We start from the raw sequence: 15,305 nt of genomic DNA, 5'->3' as shown, positions 1-15,305 counted from the left end.
CCCATGAGCGAGCGCATCCTGATCGTGGAAGACGAGCCCGCCATCGCCCAAACCCTGGCCTACGCGCTCAAAACCGAAGGCTTTGCCACCCACTGGGAATCGCTGGGCAGCGCCGCCTTGCACGCCTTGCAGCTCGAAGCGGGCGCGCCGCCCTTTGCGCTGGCGATTGTGGATGTGGGCCTGCCCGACATCAGCGGCTTTGACCTGTGCCGCAGCATCCGCCAGCGCAGCGAGCTGCCCGTGCTCTTTCTCACCGCCCGCAGCGATGAGGTGGACCGCATCGTGGGCCTGGAAATCGGCGCCGATGATTACGTCACCAAACCCTTTAGCCCGCGCGAAGTCGCCTCGCGCGTGCGCGCCATCCTGCGCCGCACGCAGTCGCGCCCGCCCGCCTGGCCCGCAGCGTCTGCCGCCACGCCCCCGCCAAGCCAGCCAGTCAGCGCGCCCAGCCTGCCCTTTGCCCACGATGCCGAGGGCCTGCGCATCGCCTACTTCGGCCAATGGCTGAGCCTGACGCGCTACGAATACCGCCTGCTGGCGGCCCTGCTGGCCCGCCCCGGGCGCGTGTACAGCCGCGCCCAACTCATGGAGCTGGCCTGGAGCGATGCCGAAGACAGCCTGGAGCGCACGGTGGACGCGCACATCAAAACCCTGCGCGCCAAGCTGCGCGCCATCGCCCCCGAGCACGACGCCATCGAAACCCATCGTGGCCTGGGCTACAGCGTGCGCGCATCCGCGCCAACGCCCGTGCCCGCGCCGCCTGCCCACCCCATTTTTTGACCCCACCTGAAAAGGAGAGCCTCATGCCCGCCCATAGCCCCGAATTCATCGAGCAATGCGCCAGCTTTACCGACTTGTTCGACCAGCTTGGCCTGCCCAGCAGCCCCGTGGCCATTGCCGATTTCATCGCCACCCACAAGCCCCTGCCGGGCAACGTCCTGCTGGCCGAGGCGCCGTTTTGGAACGCCGCCCAGGCGCAATTCATCCGGGAGCAAAAACAGCTCGACGAGCCGCCTTGGGCCATCCTCATCGACCAGCTTGGCGAGGCCTTGCGCTAAAATCCGAATCAACCAATCAAAAGAAAATATATATCAATACCATCATGCCTAAACAAGGTAATTTGTTTTCCTTTTGATTGGCAAAACCCCATGCGCACACAAAAAAATACGCCCGGCGTTGGGCGTATTTTTTTGCGTGCTGCAAGCGCTTACCTGGCCATCGCGCTGATTTCGCCGCTGATGCTTGCGCCCTCCTCCACCACCAGCTTGCCGTAGCGAATCTTGCCCGTGACCTTGCCGGTGGCAAACACCGTCAGCTTCTCGCGCACCGTCAGCTCGCCGTCGAAACTGCCGCGAATCTCCGCCACATCGATATTGGCCGTGCCATTGAACGAGCCTTGCTCGGAAATCTGGATCAGCTTGGATTCCAGCGTCGCCTCCACCACCCCATCGATGCTCAGCACATCGCAATCGGTGATCTCCACGCCCTTGAGCTTGATATTGGGGCCGACGGTGAGCTTGCTTTGCTGCTTGGCCTCCTCCTTGCCGCCATCGGCTGCGGGGCTGGCGCTGGCAAACGAGGCCGCGCCGCCAGCGGCAAACAAATTGGGCGCACGCGGCGCCGCCGCGGGCACCGCTACCGGCGCAGCCTCGGGCGCAGCAGGCGCAGCCGTGGTTTCAGGTTTGGTTTCCGTGCGCTTGCCGCCGCCGAAAAAAGATTGGGCCATGACGCTAGTCCTCTCTAAAGGGATAAGGGGGTAAAAAACACAACAGGGCGCAGCGGCCCCGTCCTGACAGACTGGCGAACCAGGGGGCGATGCGCCCCGCCAAATCGCGCATGAAAGCAAGAATTCGGTTGAGATTATGCGGACAAGCCGCTGTCAAAACTGAAACTCCCGGCGTTTTTGCGATTTCTTGCAGGTCTTGCCAATTGGCAAATTTGCCCGCGGGCTGAACCAAAATCCGCGCCGATCATCCACACCGCCTGGCCCTGTTGTTTTCGCCTCATGAGGAATGCCGCCATGTCCGCCACCTGCCGTCTCACGCCCCGTGCCGCCACCCGCCTTCTCGCCAGCGCCCTGGCTGCCGCCCTCGTGGCCGCCACCCAGGCCCCGCTGCCCGCCGCAGCCCAGGCCCTGCCATCACTGGGCGAGAGCGACGGCTTTTCCGTCGGCGACGAGCGGCGCTTGGGCGATGCCATTGCGCGCCAGCTCTACCGCGACCCCGACTACCTCGACGACCCCGTGCTGCAAGAGTACGTCCAAGGCATTTGGCAGGCCCTGATGCAAGCGGCCAGCCAAACCGGCGCGCTGGGCGACGCACTGGGCGAGCAATTCGCCTGGCGCGTGCTGCTGGGCAAGGACAAATCCGTCAACGCCTTCGCCCTGCCCGGCGGCTATTTCGGCCTGCATCTGGGGCTGATCAACGTGGTCGATAGCCGCGACGAGCTGGCCTCGGTCATGGCGCACGAACTCTCGCACGTCTCACAGCGCCACATCTCGCGCATGGCGGCGCAAAACGCGCGTCAAACGCCGCTGCTGATTGCCAGCATGATCCTGGGCGCGCTGGCCGCCAGCAAAAGCCCCGATGCGGCGCAAGCCGTCATCGCAGGCGGGCAGGCGCTGGCCGTGCAAAACAGCCTGAACTTCACCCGCGCCATGGAGCAAGAGGCCGACCGCATCGGCCTGGGACTGATGAAGCGCGCCGGTTTCGACCCCACGGGCTTTATCGGCATGTTTGAAAAGCTGCACCAAGCCAACCGCCTCAACGACAGCGGCGCCTACCCCTATTTGCGCACCCACCCGCTGACCTCGCAGCGCCTCTCCGACATGCAAGGGCGGCTGCCGCAAGGCCCGCGCTACCGCCGCCCCCAGCCCACGCTGGAGCACGCGCTGATCGTGGCGCGCTCGCGCGTCCTCTCGCTGGGCCAGGCAGACTTTCTGCGCGCCACCGTGCAAGCCGCCCACCAGCCCGTGCAGGCCACCGCCGCCCAAGCCAACACAACCGAGAACCGCCAAACCCCATCGGCCCAGCACCAGCAAGCCGCGCGCCTGTACGCAGGTGCGCTGGCCGCCGCCCAATTACGCGACTTTGCCCACGCCCGGCAGTGGGCCGCTCAGTTGGCCGAAGCGGTGCAAAACGACGCCGACGCCTTGCGCCAGGCACGGCTGCTGGATTTGGAGCTGGCCCTGGCCGCACGCGATACGCACTGGGCGCACGCCGCCGCCCAACGCCTGCGCTCCCTCCCCAGCGACACCCCTGCCCGCCGCCCCGAGCTGTTTTTGCGCACCGCCTACGTCGTCGATGCGCAAGGCCAAGACGCCACGCTGGCCGAGCAATGGCAAAGCTGGCTGGGTGAACATCCAGACGATGCGGGCGGCTGGCAACAACTGGCGCGGCTGTGGACGGCGCAAGGCCTGCCGCTGCGCGCCATCCGCGCCCAGGCCGAAGCGCAAGCCGCGCGCCTGGATTACGCCGCCGCCATCGACCGCCTCAAGGCCGGCCAGCAACTGCTGCGCGAACTCGGCCCCAAGGCCGACCACGTCGATGCCTCCATCCTGCAAAGCCGCCTGAGCCTGATGCAACGGCTGCACCGCGAGCAGGAGCAAGCCCAAAAGAGCTTGCAATAACGCGCCCGGGATGACCCCGTTTGCAATCCCACGCCCTGCGCCGCGCAGACCACTTCAGCGCGGCGCAATCAGCCAGGCGCCGTCGCCCTGGCGCTGTACGCGCACGGGCAGCGTGCGCGGCAGGCTGGCCAGAAAAGCGCCCGGATCGCGGATGGGAAAGCTGCCCGTCAGCCGCAGCGCTTGCAGGCGCTGGGCGTTGCCCGCCAGGCGCAGGCCGGGGCGCAGGTAGCCATTCCAGCGCTCCACTACTTCCGGCAGCGGCATGGCGTGGAACACCAGCCAGCCACCCTCCATACCGCCTTGCCATGCGCCCACGTCGGCGGCGTCGATGGGCTGGGGCTGGCCGCTGTGGCCTGCGCCAAGGCGCAATTGCTGGCCCGCGCCCAGCTCCGCCAGCGGCGCGCTTGGTTCGACCTGGGCGGCCGGGGCATCGGCCTGCGCCCACACGGCCACGCGCCCTTGGGCCACAGCCACGTGCATGTGCGCCTGGCGCACGGCCACGCTAAAGCGCGTGCCCAGCACACGCACCCGGCCCTGGGCGGTGAACACCGTCAGCGGGCTGTCTGCATCCGGGGCCACTTGCAGGTGAATTTCGCCGCGCTCCAGGTGCAGCTCGCGGCGCTGGCGGTACAGGGCCACGCGCACGCGCGTTTGCGCATCCAGCGCCAGCTCGGTGCCATCGGGCAGCCTCAGGCGTTGGATTTCACCCTGGCCGGTGGCCAGCGCCTGCGCAAAAGTCGGCCGCAGCCACAGCCAGCGCCCGGCTGCGCCCAGCCCCAGCGTCAGCGCCGCCACGCCCATCAGGCCCAGCACGGCGCGGCGCGGCGCGCCCTGGCGCTCGCGGGCGCTGGGCGGCAGGCTCAGGCTGTCGCGCAGGGCGCTGCCGTCCGTGGCCTGCCAGATTTGGCGCGCCACCTGGCAGGCGGCGGCAAAGGCCGGCTCGCGCGCGCTGCGCGCTTGCAGCTCGGCTTGGGCTGCCTGCGCCTGCTGCGCATCGCCGCCGTGGCTGCGCGCCAGCAGCAACAGGGCTTCGCTGACCAGGGCATCGTTGCTTGGGGCCTCATCCATCAAAGCCTCATCCGTCAAGCTGTCATGCGCCACGGCGGCATGGGGCGGCGGCATCTTCATGGTAGGGCGGTGGCGGCAGCCGCCGTGGGCGCTGCAGCGGCAGCGGCCAGCAGCGCGCGCGGGGCCAAGTCCAGCGTGGCGCGCACCACGTGTTTTTCAATGCCGGCCACGCTCACGCCCATGTGGGCCGCGGCCTCGGCATGGCTGAAACCATGCACCCGCACCAGGATGAAAGCCGTGCGCCGCCGCAGCGGCATCAGCGCCAGCCGCGCGCTCAGGCGTTCGAGCTGCTGGCTGGCTGCGCAGCAGCGCTCGGCGCTGGGGGCGGCATCCTGCTCGCACAGCAGCGCCAGGTTGTGCAGGGCCTGGGCCTCGGCCCGGCGGCGGCGCGCCTCGTCGATCACCAAATGCCGCCCAATGCGAAACAGCAGCGCGCGCAAATCCAGCACCGCATCCAGCCTCGGCCCCAGCGCCCAGGCGCGGGCATGGCTTTCTTGCACCACATCGCGCGCGGCCTCGCGGTCGCCCGTGGCGCGGGTGAAATGGCCCAGCAATTCGTCGTAATGGCGGGTGAAAGACATGCGCGTGCAAAGCAAAAAGGCAAGCCAAGAAGGGTTGGGCGGCCCAAGGCTGCAAAAAAGCACGCGCGATGCGTGCAATCTAAATAGGAAGGGTTTGCATTCTAGTAATTTTCTGTTGCCGCCCTCCCGAAGAGAGATTGCGATTTTCCCGAAGAGCCTATCTCCACAAAGGAAATTGCCCTTCATGCCTGCAAAGAGCGCCAGGCATGAAGGGCAAGTGCGCCCAGGCCAAGGGCGCGTGGGCGGATTTTTGTGGCGCGCTCAGAAGCGGTAATCCACCGTCAGCATCACGCTGCGCGGCGCGCCCCAGGTGCGCCGCCACAGGGTGGCCCAGTAAGTTTTGTCCAGTGCGTTGTTGACGGTCAGATGGGCGGCCAATTGCGGCGTGAACTGGTAGCGCGCGTTCAGGTTGAGCAGCGCATAGGCGCTTTGCTTCAAACGCACGCGCTGCCTGAGCACGGGGTTATTGCGCCACTCGTGAATACCGCTTTGCCAGTACAGACCGCCGCCCAGCGTCAGCTTGTTCCACGCGCCAGGCAGGCGGTACTGGGTATGGAGCTTGAGCATGCGGCTGGGGCGGCTGGTCTGTACCCGCTCGCCCTGTGCGTTCTTGCTGCTGAGCTGCGTCCAGCCCAGCCCCACGTCCCAGCCTTCGGCCAGGCGGCCAACCAGCTCCAGCTCGTAGCCGCGCGTTTTCACGCCCTTGGCGGCGCGATAGGCTTGCTCGTCTTCCGTGCCGGGCACGATCAACTCGCCGTCTTCGACGGCAAAGTTGTCCTGTGTGGTCTGGAACAGCGCAAAGCTGCCATTGAGCTGGCCGCCCAGCCATTCGGCCTTCAGCCCGGCTTCCAGATTTTGGCCTTTGAGCGGGTCGAGGTAGCGGCCATGCCGGTCGCGACTGTCCTGCGGGTTGAAGATGCGCGTGGCGCTGGCATAGGCCGAGTAGCTGCCGCCCAAGTCGTACACCGCGCCGATATAGGGCGTAACCACGTGCGGGTGACGCATGTGGTAGGGGCTGTTCCATTCGGTCTGCGGGCTTTGCTGCTGCCAGTGGGTCAGGCGGGCGCCGGCAATCAGGCGCAGCGGCTCGGCCACGTGCAGGCGCACGGCACCGTAAGCGGCGCGCTGCTTGGTCACGGTGTCCACCACACGCTCGGGCGGGGTCAGCGGCAAGGGGCCAGGCGTATTGCCATCGAATGTCCAGGCGTTGCCCAAGGGCCTTTCATCGTTGGCGGCCGTGCGCAGCGAAAGAAAGTCCTGCCGCGATTGCGACAGGCCCAGCATGGCCTCGTGCTTGCGCCCCCAGGCATTGAACGGGCCTTGCAGGTTCAGCGTGAAATTGCTTTGCTTGCGCCGGGCGTCGTATTGGATGGGCTCTGCCGCCAGGCCCAGGCCGCTGCCGCGATGGAGCAGGCCGTCGGTGAAAGACAGGATTTCCTCGACGTTGTTGCGGATGTGCTGCGCATCCAGCTTCAGCCGCCAGTCATTGCCAAAGTGGTGCTCCAGGTTGGCGAAAGCACTTTTTTGCTGCGTGTTCCATGCGGCCCAGTGTGGTGCCAGGCTGTAACCGCGCGGCCAGTCGATGATGCTGCCATCGTCATGCCAGATCACCAGGCTGCGCCAGGGCATGCCCGGGCGCTGGTTGTCTTGCCAATCGAATCCGGCCGTCAGGCGGGTGGCGGGGGAAAGATCGGCCTCTGCGGTGGCGAAAAACACCTTGCCATTGGCTTTTTCGCGCATGTTGAAGCCATCTTCGCCCGTCGCTTGCGCCACGATGCGGGCGCGCACGCTGCGGCTGGCATTGAGCGGGGCGGACAAATCCGCCATTGCGCTGCGCTGCCGCCTGTTGCCAAGGCGGCCTTGCAGATGGCCGGTGAAAGTATCGGCCTCGGCGCGCTTGCGAATCAGGTTGACCGACGCTGAAGGATCGCCCGCGCCGGTCAGCAGACCTGTGGCGCCGCGCACCACTTCCACCCGGTCATAAATGGCCAGGCTGTTACGCGACTCACCGGCCTCCCAGCCACTTCCCCAACTCATGGGAACGCCATCGATCTGGATGGCGTTCAGACCAAAACCGCGGGCGCTATAGCTCTCGCCCCGGCCATCCACGGTGGCGCTGTGCACCCCCGGCGCAGCCGCCACGGCATCGCTCAGGCTGCTCATGCCCTGGGCCTCGATGCGCTCGCGCGTGATGACGCTGACCGACTGCGGCGTCTCGCGCGGCGAGAGGGCCAAGCCGGTGGCGCTGGACATGGCGCGGGTGGTGAAGGAGCGCGTGCCTTCGGTGGTGCCGCTCAAGTCGGGCGCGGCGCTGACGGTGACGGCGGGCAGGGTTTGGGCCTCGCCTCGCGTGGCGGCAGCGGCGGGTTGGGCCGGTGTGGCGGCTGGGGCGCGTCGCACCACCCAGCCGCCCGCGACGGCTTCGGCCTGCAAGCCGCTGCCGGCCAGTAGTTGCCGCAGCGCCTGGGCGGTGGTGAGCTGCCCGGCCACGGCGGGGGCTTTCTTGCCCGCCATCAGGGCGTGGTCGGCCGAGATGGCCTGGCCGGTCTGCCGCGCCAGTGCGTTCAGGGCCTGGGCCAGATCCTGCGCGGGCAGGGCAATGGCGTGTACGCGCTGGGCCTGCGGGGCGGCTGCGTTGGGTTGGGTTTGCGCCTGTGCTGGCGCAGTCGCCGTCAGCGCCAGCCAGGCGCAGGCCGAAGCCACGGCGGTGCAGGCCCAGGCTTGCCGCCTGCTCGGCAGGGCGGCGGGCGAAGGTGCGGATTGGGGGATGGATGCGGGGAGGAAGGGCGAGGCGGTGGCAGGCATGCTGTCTTGTCCTTTCAAGCGGTTGGGCCAGTGTGGGCCGAGGGTTTGCGGCCAGCGGTGCAACCGTGAAGACGAAACAGCCGTGCAGAACCGGACAGTTTTTTTGCCGGATTTTTTGCCTGGGGGCAGGCTTTTTTGATGAAGGCCCAGCGCTGCTTCGTGAGCAGGCGCGAGCCAGTGCGAACGCGCTTTATGCCAGCGCGATGCGTTGGCATTGGCCACCTGCGATGCGCAGCGCTTGGGCGCGGGGTGGGTGGGCGTGCAAATCCCAATCGCTGAGCACGATGCGTTGCAGGCCCTCGCCCAAGTCGTGCGTGCCGGGCTGGTGGGTGTGGCCGTGAATGAGGGTGGCGCAGTCGTTTGCGCGCAGCCAGGCGCGGGTGGCGTCGGCGTTGAGGTCCACGTAACTGTCCAGGCTTTGCCCGGCTTTGCGTTGCTCGCTTTCGCTGCGGATGCTGGCGGCAAAGGCGCGGCGCGCGGCCAGGGGCTGGGCGAGAAAGGGCTGTTGCCAGGCGCTTTGGCGGCTCATGGCGCGAAAGCGCTGGTAGGGCAAATCGTCGGTGCACAAGGCGTCGCCGTGCGAGAGCAGCCAGCGCGCGGGGGCGGCTGCGAAAGGCGCAGACGCGGGCGGCGCGTCGATGTGCAGCACGGTGGGATCGGCCAGCAGTTGCACGCCACTGGCCTGGGCAAAGGCGGGGCCGATGAGAAAGTCGCGGTTGCCGTGCATGAGGTACAGGGCCTTGGCGGGCGCGCCGTTTTCGCGGCCGCTGGTGATGGCGCGCAGTTGCCGGGCGACTTCGGCTTCAAAGCTGCCCGGCTCTTGCAGGGCGTCGTCGCCGACCCAGACTTCAAACACGTCGCCCAGCAGCAGGATGTGGCTGGCGGGGGTGGTTTGCAGGTAGTGCGCGAACGCGGCCCAGGTGGCACCGTGGCTGCGTTGCAGGTGCATGTCGGCCACGCAATCGACGATGGCGTCTGCGGGCAGGTGAAGGTGGCCGGCTTCTGGCATGGGCGGGGCGAGGTGGGGGGGGGACGGTGGGAGGTGGTGTTTGTGGCTATCGGATAATTTAATTTATCAATCAAAAGGAAAATAAATCACCTTGTTTAGGCCTTACAGTATTGAATTTGCTTTTACTTTGATTGGATATCTGTGTAGTGGGCGCAAGGGTGTGCGCATGGTGCCTTGGCGGGCGCACACCCTTTGCCCGGCCCTCTCCCGCCAGCGGGAGAGGGCCAGGGGGCGCAGCGCGCTTACAGCGCTACGGCTTTGGTGATGACCACATCGTCCTTGGGCACGTCGTCGTGAAAGCCACGGCGGCCGGTGGCGACGCCTTTGATTTTGTCCACCACGTCCGTGCCGCCGACGACTTTGCCGAACACGGCATAGCCCCAGCCGTCCTGGCCGGGGTAGTTGAGAAAGTCGTTGTTGCGCACGTTGATGAAGAACTGCGCCGTGGCCGAATGCGGCGCGCTGGTGCGGGCCATGGCGATGGTGTATTGGTCGTTTTTCAGGCCGTTCTTGGCTTCGTTTTCGATCTCCGCGCCGGTGGGTTTTTGCTTCATGCCCGGCTCAAAGCCGCCGCCCTGGATCATGAAGTTGTCGATCACGCGGTGGAAGATGGTGTTGTCGTAATGGCCGCTGTTGACGTAGGCGAGGAAGTTGGCCGTGGATTTGGGCGCTTTTTCCGCATCCAGCTCCAGGGTGATGACGCCGTGGGTGGTGTGCAGTTCGACTTGGGGGTTGCTCATGGCAAGGTCCTTCAAAAAAAGCAAAGGGTTGAAAAAACTCAGGGCAGGCGCGTGGCCGAGAGGATGGTTACCGGCTCCACGGGCACGTTTTGGTGCATGCCTTTGTTGCCGGTGGCGACGGCTTTGATTTTGTCCACCACGTCCATGCCTTCGACGACTTGGCCGAACACGGCATAGCCGGGGTTGCCTGGGCGCGCGTCCAGCGGGGCATTGTCTTTGACGTTGATGAAGAACTGGCTGGTGGCCGAGTTGGGCACGCTGGTGCGCGCCATGGCGATGCTGCCGCGCAGGTTTTTCAGGCCGTTGTCGGCTTCGAGCACGACGGGCGCGCGGGTGGGCTTTTGCACCATTTCGGCGGTAAAGCCGCCGCCCTGGATCATGAAGCCGTCGATGACGCGGTGAAACACGGTGCCGTCGTAGTGCTTGTCCTGCACGTATTGCAGGAAGTTGTCCACCGTCTTGGGCGCTTTTTGCGGCGCCAGCTCCACCACGATGTCGCCCAGCGAGGTGCTGAGCTTGACGCGCGGCTGGGCCGCTGCCTTGGCGGCGGCGCTGGCGTTGGCAGCGGACGCGTTTTGCGCCACGGCAGCGCCGAAAGCCACGCTGGCGCATGCGCCCAGCAACAGCGCGCGCAGCGCCTGGCGACGAAGAAGATGTTGCATGAGTTGAACTCCTCGGTTGGGGGGAAAGGAAAGGGCCGGGCGCGTGTACCGCACCACGGGATTATTTCAATCCAAAAGAAATTCGTTTTATTTTATGGTGAGCCATAGCATGGCCTTTTTGTTTCTTTTGGTTTGTAGATTATTTCACCGCTTGTTGCAAAGCCTGCATGCGCGGGGCCAGGGCGGCGGCTTCGGCGGGGGCCAGGCGGGCGGCGGTTTGTGCATGCTCAAGGGCCTGCTGCGCCAGCACTTGCGCCAAATTGGCGTGGGCCTGGGCGTAATCGGGGTTGTTGCGCAGGGCTTGCTCCAGCAGTTGGCGCGCTTCGGCCAGGCGACCCTGGCTGGCGCGGATGGTGGCCAGGTTGTTCCACGGCTCGGGCAGCTCGGGCCAGGTTTGCGTCAGGTGGGTGAAGGCATCATCGGCCGCCTGCGTTTGGCCCAGCGCCAGCAGGGCGTTGGCGCGCAGAAAGCGCAACTGCGGGTCTTTGGGGGTGTGGGCAATGGCCGCTTCGGCCTGCGTCAGCGCCTGCTGTGCCTGGCCCTGGGCCAGCAGCGCGGCGACTTCTTTCTGGGCATTGGTTTGCGCCAGGGCGCTGCCTGAAACGGCGGCCAGGGCGACGACCAAGGCGGCGGGCAGGGCGCGCCAGCGGGGGGGCAAAAGGGGCAAAGGCATAGGGGGCAGGGGGCAATGCGTGCAAGGGCGCCAAGTATAGGTGCGCGGTATCGGTCATCGCGGGGGCGCAAAGTTCCCCGGTCTGTGGGGGCTGCCGTGGGGTGGCTGCGGCTGCGGCGTTCCTTTGCGACAATCGCCGCCCATGCGGGCGCGCGGCAGCCCTTCGCGCCTGCCAACGCCCTGCAAAACGTTTCCAAAGATGCCCCAAAAGGCCCCCAAGGCCACCCAAAGCTCCCCCTGCAACATGCCCCAACAACGCCCCCCTTTTCGCATTGCCCCTTCCATTCTTTCGGCCGATTTCGCCCGCCTGGGCGAGGAGGTGCGCGAAGTGATCGCCGCTGGCGCGGACTGGATTCACTTCGATGTGATGGACAACCATTACGTGCCCAACCTGACCTTCGGCCCGATGGTGTGCCAAGCGCTGCGCCCGCACGCCAAGCAGGCCGATGGCACGAGCGTGCCCATTGATGTGCATTTGATGATTGCCCCGGTCGATGCCCTGGCGGCGGAGTTTGCCGCGGCAGGGGCCGATTACATCAGCTTCCACCCCGAGGCCAGCGGCCATGTGCACCGCAGCATCCAGGCCATTCGCGCCAAGGGCTGCAAGGCCGGGCTGGTGTTCAACCCGGCCACGCCGCTGGATGTGCTCGATTGGGTGATCGACGATTTGGATCTGATCCTCATCATGAGCGTCAACCCCGGCTTTGGCGGCCAGAGCTTTATCGATTCGGCCCTGCGCAAGCTGGAGCAGGCGCGCAAGCGCATCGATGCCTGCGGCAAGGACATCCGCCTGGAGATCGACGGCGGCGTCAAAGCCGAGAACATCCGCCGCATTGCCGATGCGGGGGCGGATACCTTCGTGGCGGGCAGCGCCATCTTCAACGCCCCCAGCTACGCCGAGGTGATTGCCCGCATGCGGGCGGAGCTGGCATAAATAATTACACATCAAAAAGAAACAAAATAACCTTGTTTCGGCATGATGTGCAATAAATTTAATTCATATTGATCTGCAAAACATCTTGTAGCCCATGATGCGCGCCGAATACCTGCTGGCCCCCGCCGAAGGGGGCGCTGCCGCCTTGTCCCCGCATGCTGCCGAGGGCGACGGCGGTGGCGGCGTGCGCAGCGATAGCCAGGGCAGCGCGCGCCCTGCCTGGCAGCACGAGCGCCCCGAGGCCCTGCTGCGCCACGTGCACCGCCTCACCGCCGCCAACCCCAGCGCCATGACGGGGCCGGGCACCAACACCTATCTGATTGGCGAGGCCGCCACCGGCTATGCCGTGATCGACCCCGGCCCGGCGGATGCCAACGACGCGGCGCGCCCACAGCAGCAGCAGCACCGGCAGCACATCAAGCGCATCCTTGCGCACACCGGCGGCGATGTGCGCTACATCCTCTGCACCCACTCTCACCCCGACCACTCGCCCGCCGCCGCGCCGCTGCAAGCGGCCGTGGCCGCCAGCGGCCGACCGCGCCCGGTCATCGCCGGTATGGCCAGCGGCCCCCACGCGCGCAGCGATAGCCGCTTTGCGCCCGAGCGCGCCCTTGCCACGGGCGACACGCTGGCGCTGCACGGCACGCGCGCCAATGCGCAGGGGCAAATGCGGGCCGTGCGCCACACGCTGCACGCGCTGCACACGCCCGGCCACACCTTCAACCATTTGTGCTTTGTGCTGGAGGAGGATGGCCTGCTGCTCAGCGGCGACCACATCCTGGGCACCACCACCACCGTCATCCTCCCGCCCGATGGCTGCATGCAGGCGTTTCTCGATTCGCTGGACGCGCTGGACGCCGCCTGCCTGCGCTGGGACATCGCCCACATCCTGCCCGCGCACGGCCCCACGCTGGCGCAGCCGCGGCAAGTCATCGCCCGGCTCAAGGCGCACCGCCTGGCGCGCGAGGCCAAAGTGCAGCAGGCCATGCAGCAGTGCCCCGGCGGCGGGGTGGACGATTGGCTGGCCCTGGCCTATGCCGATACGCCCGTGGCCCTCTGGCCCGTGGCACGGCTGTCGCTGCTGGCGCACGTGCAGCGCCTGGCGCGGCTGCACCCCCAATGGGGGCTGGATGGCGAGGCGCTGGTGCGCCAAAGCCTGGCCGGGCACGATGGCCCGCCGCTGCCACACGGCTGATTATTTACAAATCCAAGTAAAAATTACTTGATACTGGCATTGCCGAAACAAGGGTATTTTTTTGCTAAATGATTGGCAATTTTGCCACCGCGCCGCCCCCATTCAACCGCCTGCCGCGGTCGGCCCCGGGGCTGGGCCGCACAGGATGGGCGCGGCCAGCGCGGCCTCGATGCGGTGCAGCCGGTAGGCGGCTTCGGGCAGGATGTGGTGCAGGAAGTGGCTGGCGCTGGCGTGCTTGGCCTGCGCAAGTTGGGCAGGCACAGCCGGTTGTGTGGCGGCGATGCGGGCGCTGCGCGTCCAGGCCCAGGCCAGGCAGACCAGGCCCGCCAGGCGCAAGTAATCCTCGGCAGCGGTAGCGATAGCGCCGGGGCCGTCGGGTTGCGCGGCGCTCTCGCGCAGCGCGCCGGTGAGGGCTTGCAGCTTGTCGCACCAGTGGCGCAGGGCCTGGGCCAGCGGCGCGGCCTGGGGCTGCGAGGCGCTGGCGGCGGCCTCCTGATCGAATACCTCCAGCAAGGGCGCCAGGGCATCGGGGCTGGCCAGCGCTTTGCGTTGCAGCAAATCCAGCGCCTGGATTTGGTTGGTGCCTTCGTAAATCATGGGGATGCGGCTGTCGCGCACGGTTTGCTCAATGCCGTATTCGTGGATGTAGCCGTAGCCGCCAAAGACTTGCAGGGCATCGCTGGCGAGGGCGAAGCCGCGCTCGGTAAACAGGGATTTGATGATGGGCGTGAGCAGCGCAGCCCGGGCGCGGGCCTGGGCGCGCTCGGCCTCATCGGGGGCGTGCTCGGCCACATCGAGCTGGTGCGCAGCCCAGTAGGCGATGGCGCGCATGCCTTCGCTCCAGACGCGCAAATCCAGCAAGATGCGTTGCACGGGCGGGTGCAGGGCGATGGGGTCGGCCGCTTCTTGCGTGCCGCCGGGCCGGGGCTGGGCGCGCATTTGGCGGCGCTCGGCGGCGTAGGCGTGGGCGAGCTGGTTGGCCATTTGCGCGTGGCCCAGCCCTTGCAGGCCGACGTGCAGGCGGGCGGAGTTCATCATGACGAACATGGCGGCCAGGCCTTTGTTCGCCTGGCCGATGAGCCAGCCGCGCGCATGCTCGAAGCGCAGGGCGCAGGTGGCGCTGCCTTTGATGCCCATTTTTTTCTCGATGCCGTCGCAAAACACGCCGTTGGCTTGCGCCAGGTCGTCGCCCAGGCGGTGGGGCACGAGAAAGAGCGAGAGGCCTTTGCTGCCCGCCGGGGCATCGGGCAGGCGGGCGAGCACGAGGTGGACGATGTTCTCGCTCATGTCCTGATCGCCGCCGGTGATAAAAATTTTCTGCCCGTGCAGGGTGAAGCTGCCATCGCCGTGCGGCAGGGCCTGGGTGCGCAGCAGGCCCAGGTCACTGCCCGCTTGCGGCTCGGTCAGGCACATGGTGGCCAGCCAGCGGCCGCTGACGATGTGGGGCAGATAGGCCTGGCGCAGCGCGTCGCTGGCGTGGGCGCGCAGGCAGGCGTAGGCGCCGTGCAGCAGGCCGGGGTACATGGACCAGGCGTGGTTGGCGGCGGGAAGCATTTCGTAGAGCACGGCGTCCCACAGTTGGGGCAGGCCCTGCCCGCCCCAGGCGGGATCGCAGGCCAGGGTGGGCCAGCCGTCTTGCACGAAGGTCTGGTAGGCGGCGGCAAAGCCCTCGGGCGTGCGCACGCGCCCGCCTTGCAGCGTGCAGCCCTGTGCATCGCCGGGGTGGTTGAGCGGGGCCAGCACCTGGGTGCAAAAGCGGCCCATCGCCTGGGTGCTCAAGGCAAGGGTTTCGCCATCAAGCGCTTGGAAGGCGGGCATGCGGCGCCAGTCGGCGGGGGCGTCGAGCCAGTGCTCGATGACAAAGTGCATGTCTTGCAGCGGCGGCTGGTACAAAAGGGCTTGGGCGCTCATGGGGCAATCTCAATGTCTTCCCGAAAAATGCCAAAAATACCCAAATATGCCAATCAAGGGAAATAAAATTTCCTTGTTTAGGCATATTGGGCAATTCTC

13 protein-coding genes and 1 pseudogene are annotated in these 15,305 nt (G+C 66.7%); 5 read left to right on the top strand and 9 right to left on the bottom strand.

All coding sequences use genetic code 11. The annotated features are described in order from the left end of the window. Positions 1 to 3 precede the first annotated feature (3 nt). Positions 4 to 780 (top strand): two-component system response regulator CreB, encoded by a 777-nt coding sequence (gene creB / locus EBQ26_RS08765; protein WP_122238645.1) that lies wholly within the window; start codon positions 4 to 6, stop codon positions 778 to 780. 23 nt (positions 781 to 803) lie between these two features. Further along, entirely contained in the window at positions 804 to 1,058 is a 255-nt protein-coding gene (locus EBQ26_RS08760; protein WP_122238644.1) for a DUF2789 family protein, read from the top strand. A 149-nt stretch (positions 1,059 to 1,207) separates the two neighbouring features. Here EBQ26_RS08760 and EBQ26_RS08755 read toward each other — a convergent pair whose 3' ends face one another. Next, positions 1,208 to 1,726 (bottom strand): bactofilin family protein, encoded by a 519-nt coding sequence (locus EBQ26_RS08755; protein WP_122238643.1) that lies wholly within the window; start codon positions 1,724 to 1,726, stop codon positions 1,208 to 1,210. 294 nt (positions 1,727 to 2,020) lie between these two features. On the opposite strand from EBQ26_RS08755, the gene EBQ26_RS08750 reads away from it, so the two are divergent. After that, positions 2,021 to 3,628: a M48 family metalloprotease gene (locus EBQ26_RS08750; protein WP_122238642.1), complete on the top strand. Its 1,608-nt coding sequence runs from the start codon at positions 2,021 to 2,023 to the stop codon at positions 3,626 to 3,628. Between the two features lie 54 nt (positions 3,629 to 3,682). On the opposite strand, the gene EBQ26_RS08745 is transcribed toward EBQ26_RS08750, so the two are convergent. From EBQ26_RS08745 to EBQ26_RS08715, 7 genes are all read right to left on the bottom strand, one after another. Then, the gene (locus EBQ26_RS08745; RefSeq protein ID WP_238944261.1) at positions 3,683 to 4,756 is read right to left on the bottom strand and encodes a FecR family protein; all 1,074 of its coding nucleotides are present in this window, start codon (positions 4,754 to 4,756) and stop codon (positions 3,683 to 3,685) included. Continuing rightward, positions 4,753 to 5,277, bottom strand: coding sequence for an RNA polymerase sigma factor (locus EBQ26_RS08740; RefSeq protein WP_095551970.1), 525 nt, complete (start codon positions 5,275 to 5,277; stop codon positions 4,753 to 4,755). Before EBQ26_RS08740 ends, EBQ26_RS08745 begins: the two co-directional genes overlap by 4 nt. A gap of 261 nt (positions 5,278 to 5,538) precedes the next feature. After that, entirely contained in the window at positions 5,539 to 8,082 is a 2,544-nt protein-coding gene (locus EBQ26_RS08735) for a TonB-dependent receptor (protein WP_147474035.1), read from the bottom strand. A 190-nt stretch (positions 8,083 to 8,272) separates the two neighbouring features. Next, entirely contained in the window at positions 8,273 to 9,091 is an 819-nt protein-coding gene (locus EBQ26_RS08730; protein ID WP_122238640.1) for a UDP-2,3-diacylglucosamine diphosphatase, read from the bottom strand. Positions 9,092 to 9,333: 242 nt separating this feature from the next. After that, positions 9,334 to 9,831, bottom strand: a complete 498-nt coding sequence (locus EBQ26_RS08725; protein ID WP_122238639.1) for a peptidylprolyl isomerase — start codon at positions 9,829 to 9,831, stop codon at positions 9,334 to 9,336. Positions 9,832 to 9,869: 38 nt separating this feature from the next. Next, positions 9,870 to 10,493 carry a peptidylprolyl isomerase gene (locus tag EBQ26_RS08720; RefSeq protein ID WP_122238638.1) on the bottom strand — a complete coding sequence of 208 codons (624 nt, stop codon included), beginning with the start codon at positions 10,491 to 10,493 and terminating at the stop codon, positions 9,870 to 9,872. A gap of 139 nt (positions 10,494 to 10,632) precedes the next feature. Next, positions 10,633 to 11,166 carry a tetratricopeptide repeat protein gene (locus EBQ26_RS08715; RefSeq protein ID WP_122238637.1) on the bottom strand — a complete coding sequence of 178 codons (534 nt, stop codon included), beginning with the start codon at positions 11,164 to 11,166 and terminating at the stop codon, positions 10,633 to 10,635. A gap of 244 nt (positions 11,167 to 11,410) precedes the next feature. Between EBQ26_RS08715 and rpe the strand changes: the two genes are divergently transcribed. Both rpe and EBQ26_RS08705 read left to right on the top strand, forming a co-directional pair. Beyond that, entirely contained in the window at positions 11,411 to 12,100 is a 690-nt protein-coding gene (rpe, locus tag EBQ26_RS08710) for a ribulose-phosphate 3-epimerase (protein WP_122238724.1), read from the top strand. A 220-nt stretch (positions 12,101 to 12,320) separates the two neighbouring features. After that, positions 12,321 to 13,211: pseudogene (locus EBQ26_RS08705) on the top strand (MBL fold metallo-hydrolase); the annotation flags it as partial. 186 nt (positions 13,212 to 13,397) lie between these two features. Here the strand turns inward: EBQ26_RS08705 and EBQ26_RS08700 are convergent. Further along, complete coding sequence (locus tag EBQ26_RS08700; protein WP_122238635.1) at positions 13,398 to 15,206, bottom strand: acyl-CoA dehydrogenase; 1,809 nt, start codon at positions 15,204 to 15,206, stop codon at positions 13,398 to 13,400. Positions 15,207 to 15,305: the final 99 nt, after the last annotated feature.

The sequence above is a fragment of the Allofranklinella schreckenbergeri genome (genome assembly GCF_003703475.1).
In the GTDB taxonomy this organism is placed as follows: Bacteria; Pseudomonadota; Gammaproteobacteria; order Burkholderiales; family Burkholderiaceae_C; genus Lampropedia; species Lampropedia schreckenbergeri.
This window is presented reverse-complemented; position numbering and strand designations above follow the sequence as displayed.

Bases quoted from the DNA above. Each gene is read 5' to 3' on its own strand.
- EBQ26_RS08760 (WP_122238644.1), top strand. From the start codon at position 804: ATGCCCGCCCATAGCCCCGAATTCATCGAGCAATGCGCCAGCTTTACC.
- creB (WP_122238645.1), top strand. From the start codon at position 4: ATGAGCGAGCGCATCCTGATCGTGGAAGACGAGCCCGCCATCGCCCAA.
- rpe (WP_122238724.1), top strand. From the start codon at position 11,411: ATGCCCCAACAACGCCCCCCTTTTCGCATTGCCCCTTCCATTCTTTCG.
- EBQ26_RS08735 (WP_147474035.1), bottom strand. From the start codon at position 8,082: ATGCCTGCCACCGCCTCGCCCTTCCTCCCCGCATCCATCCCCCAATCC.
- EBQ26_RS08700 (WP_122238635.1), bottom strand. From the start codon at position 15,206: ATGAGCGCCCAAGCCCTTTTGTACCAGCCGCCGCTGCAAGACATGCAC.
- EBQ26_RS08750 (WP_122238642.1), top strand. From the start codon at position 2,021: ATGTCCGCCACCTGCCGTCTCACGCCCCGTGCCGCCACCCGCCTTCTC.
- EBQ26_RS08720 (WP_122238638.1), bottom strand. From the start codon at position 10,493: ATGCAACATCTTCTTCGTCGCCAGGCGCTGCGCGCGCTGTTGCTGGGC.
- EBQ26_RS08725 (WP_122238639.1), bottom strand. From the start codon at position 9,831: ATGAGCAACCCCCAAGTCGAACTGCACACCACCCACGGCGTCATCACC.
- EBQ26_RS08715 (WP_122238637.1), bottom strand. From the start codon at position 11,166: ATGCCTTTGCCCCTTTTGCCCCCCCGCTGGCGCGCCCTGCCCGCCGCC.
- EBQ26_RS08755 (WP_122238643.1), bottom strand. From the start codon at position 1,726: ATGGCCCAATCTTTTTTCGGCGGCGGCAAGCGCACGGAAACCAAACCT.
- EBQ26_RS08740 (WP_095551970.1), bottom strand. From the start codon at position 5,277: ATGTCTTTCACCCGCCATTACGACGAATTGCTGGGCCATTTCACCCGC.
- EBQ26_RS08730 (WP_122238640.1), bottom strand. From the start codon at position 9,091: ATGCCAGAAGCCGGCCACCTTCACCTGCCCGCAGACGCCATCGTCGAT.
- EBQ26_RS08745 (WP_238944261.1), bottom strand. From the start codon at position 4,756: ATGAAGATGCCGCCGCCCCATGCCGCCGTGGCGCATGACAGCTTGACG.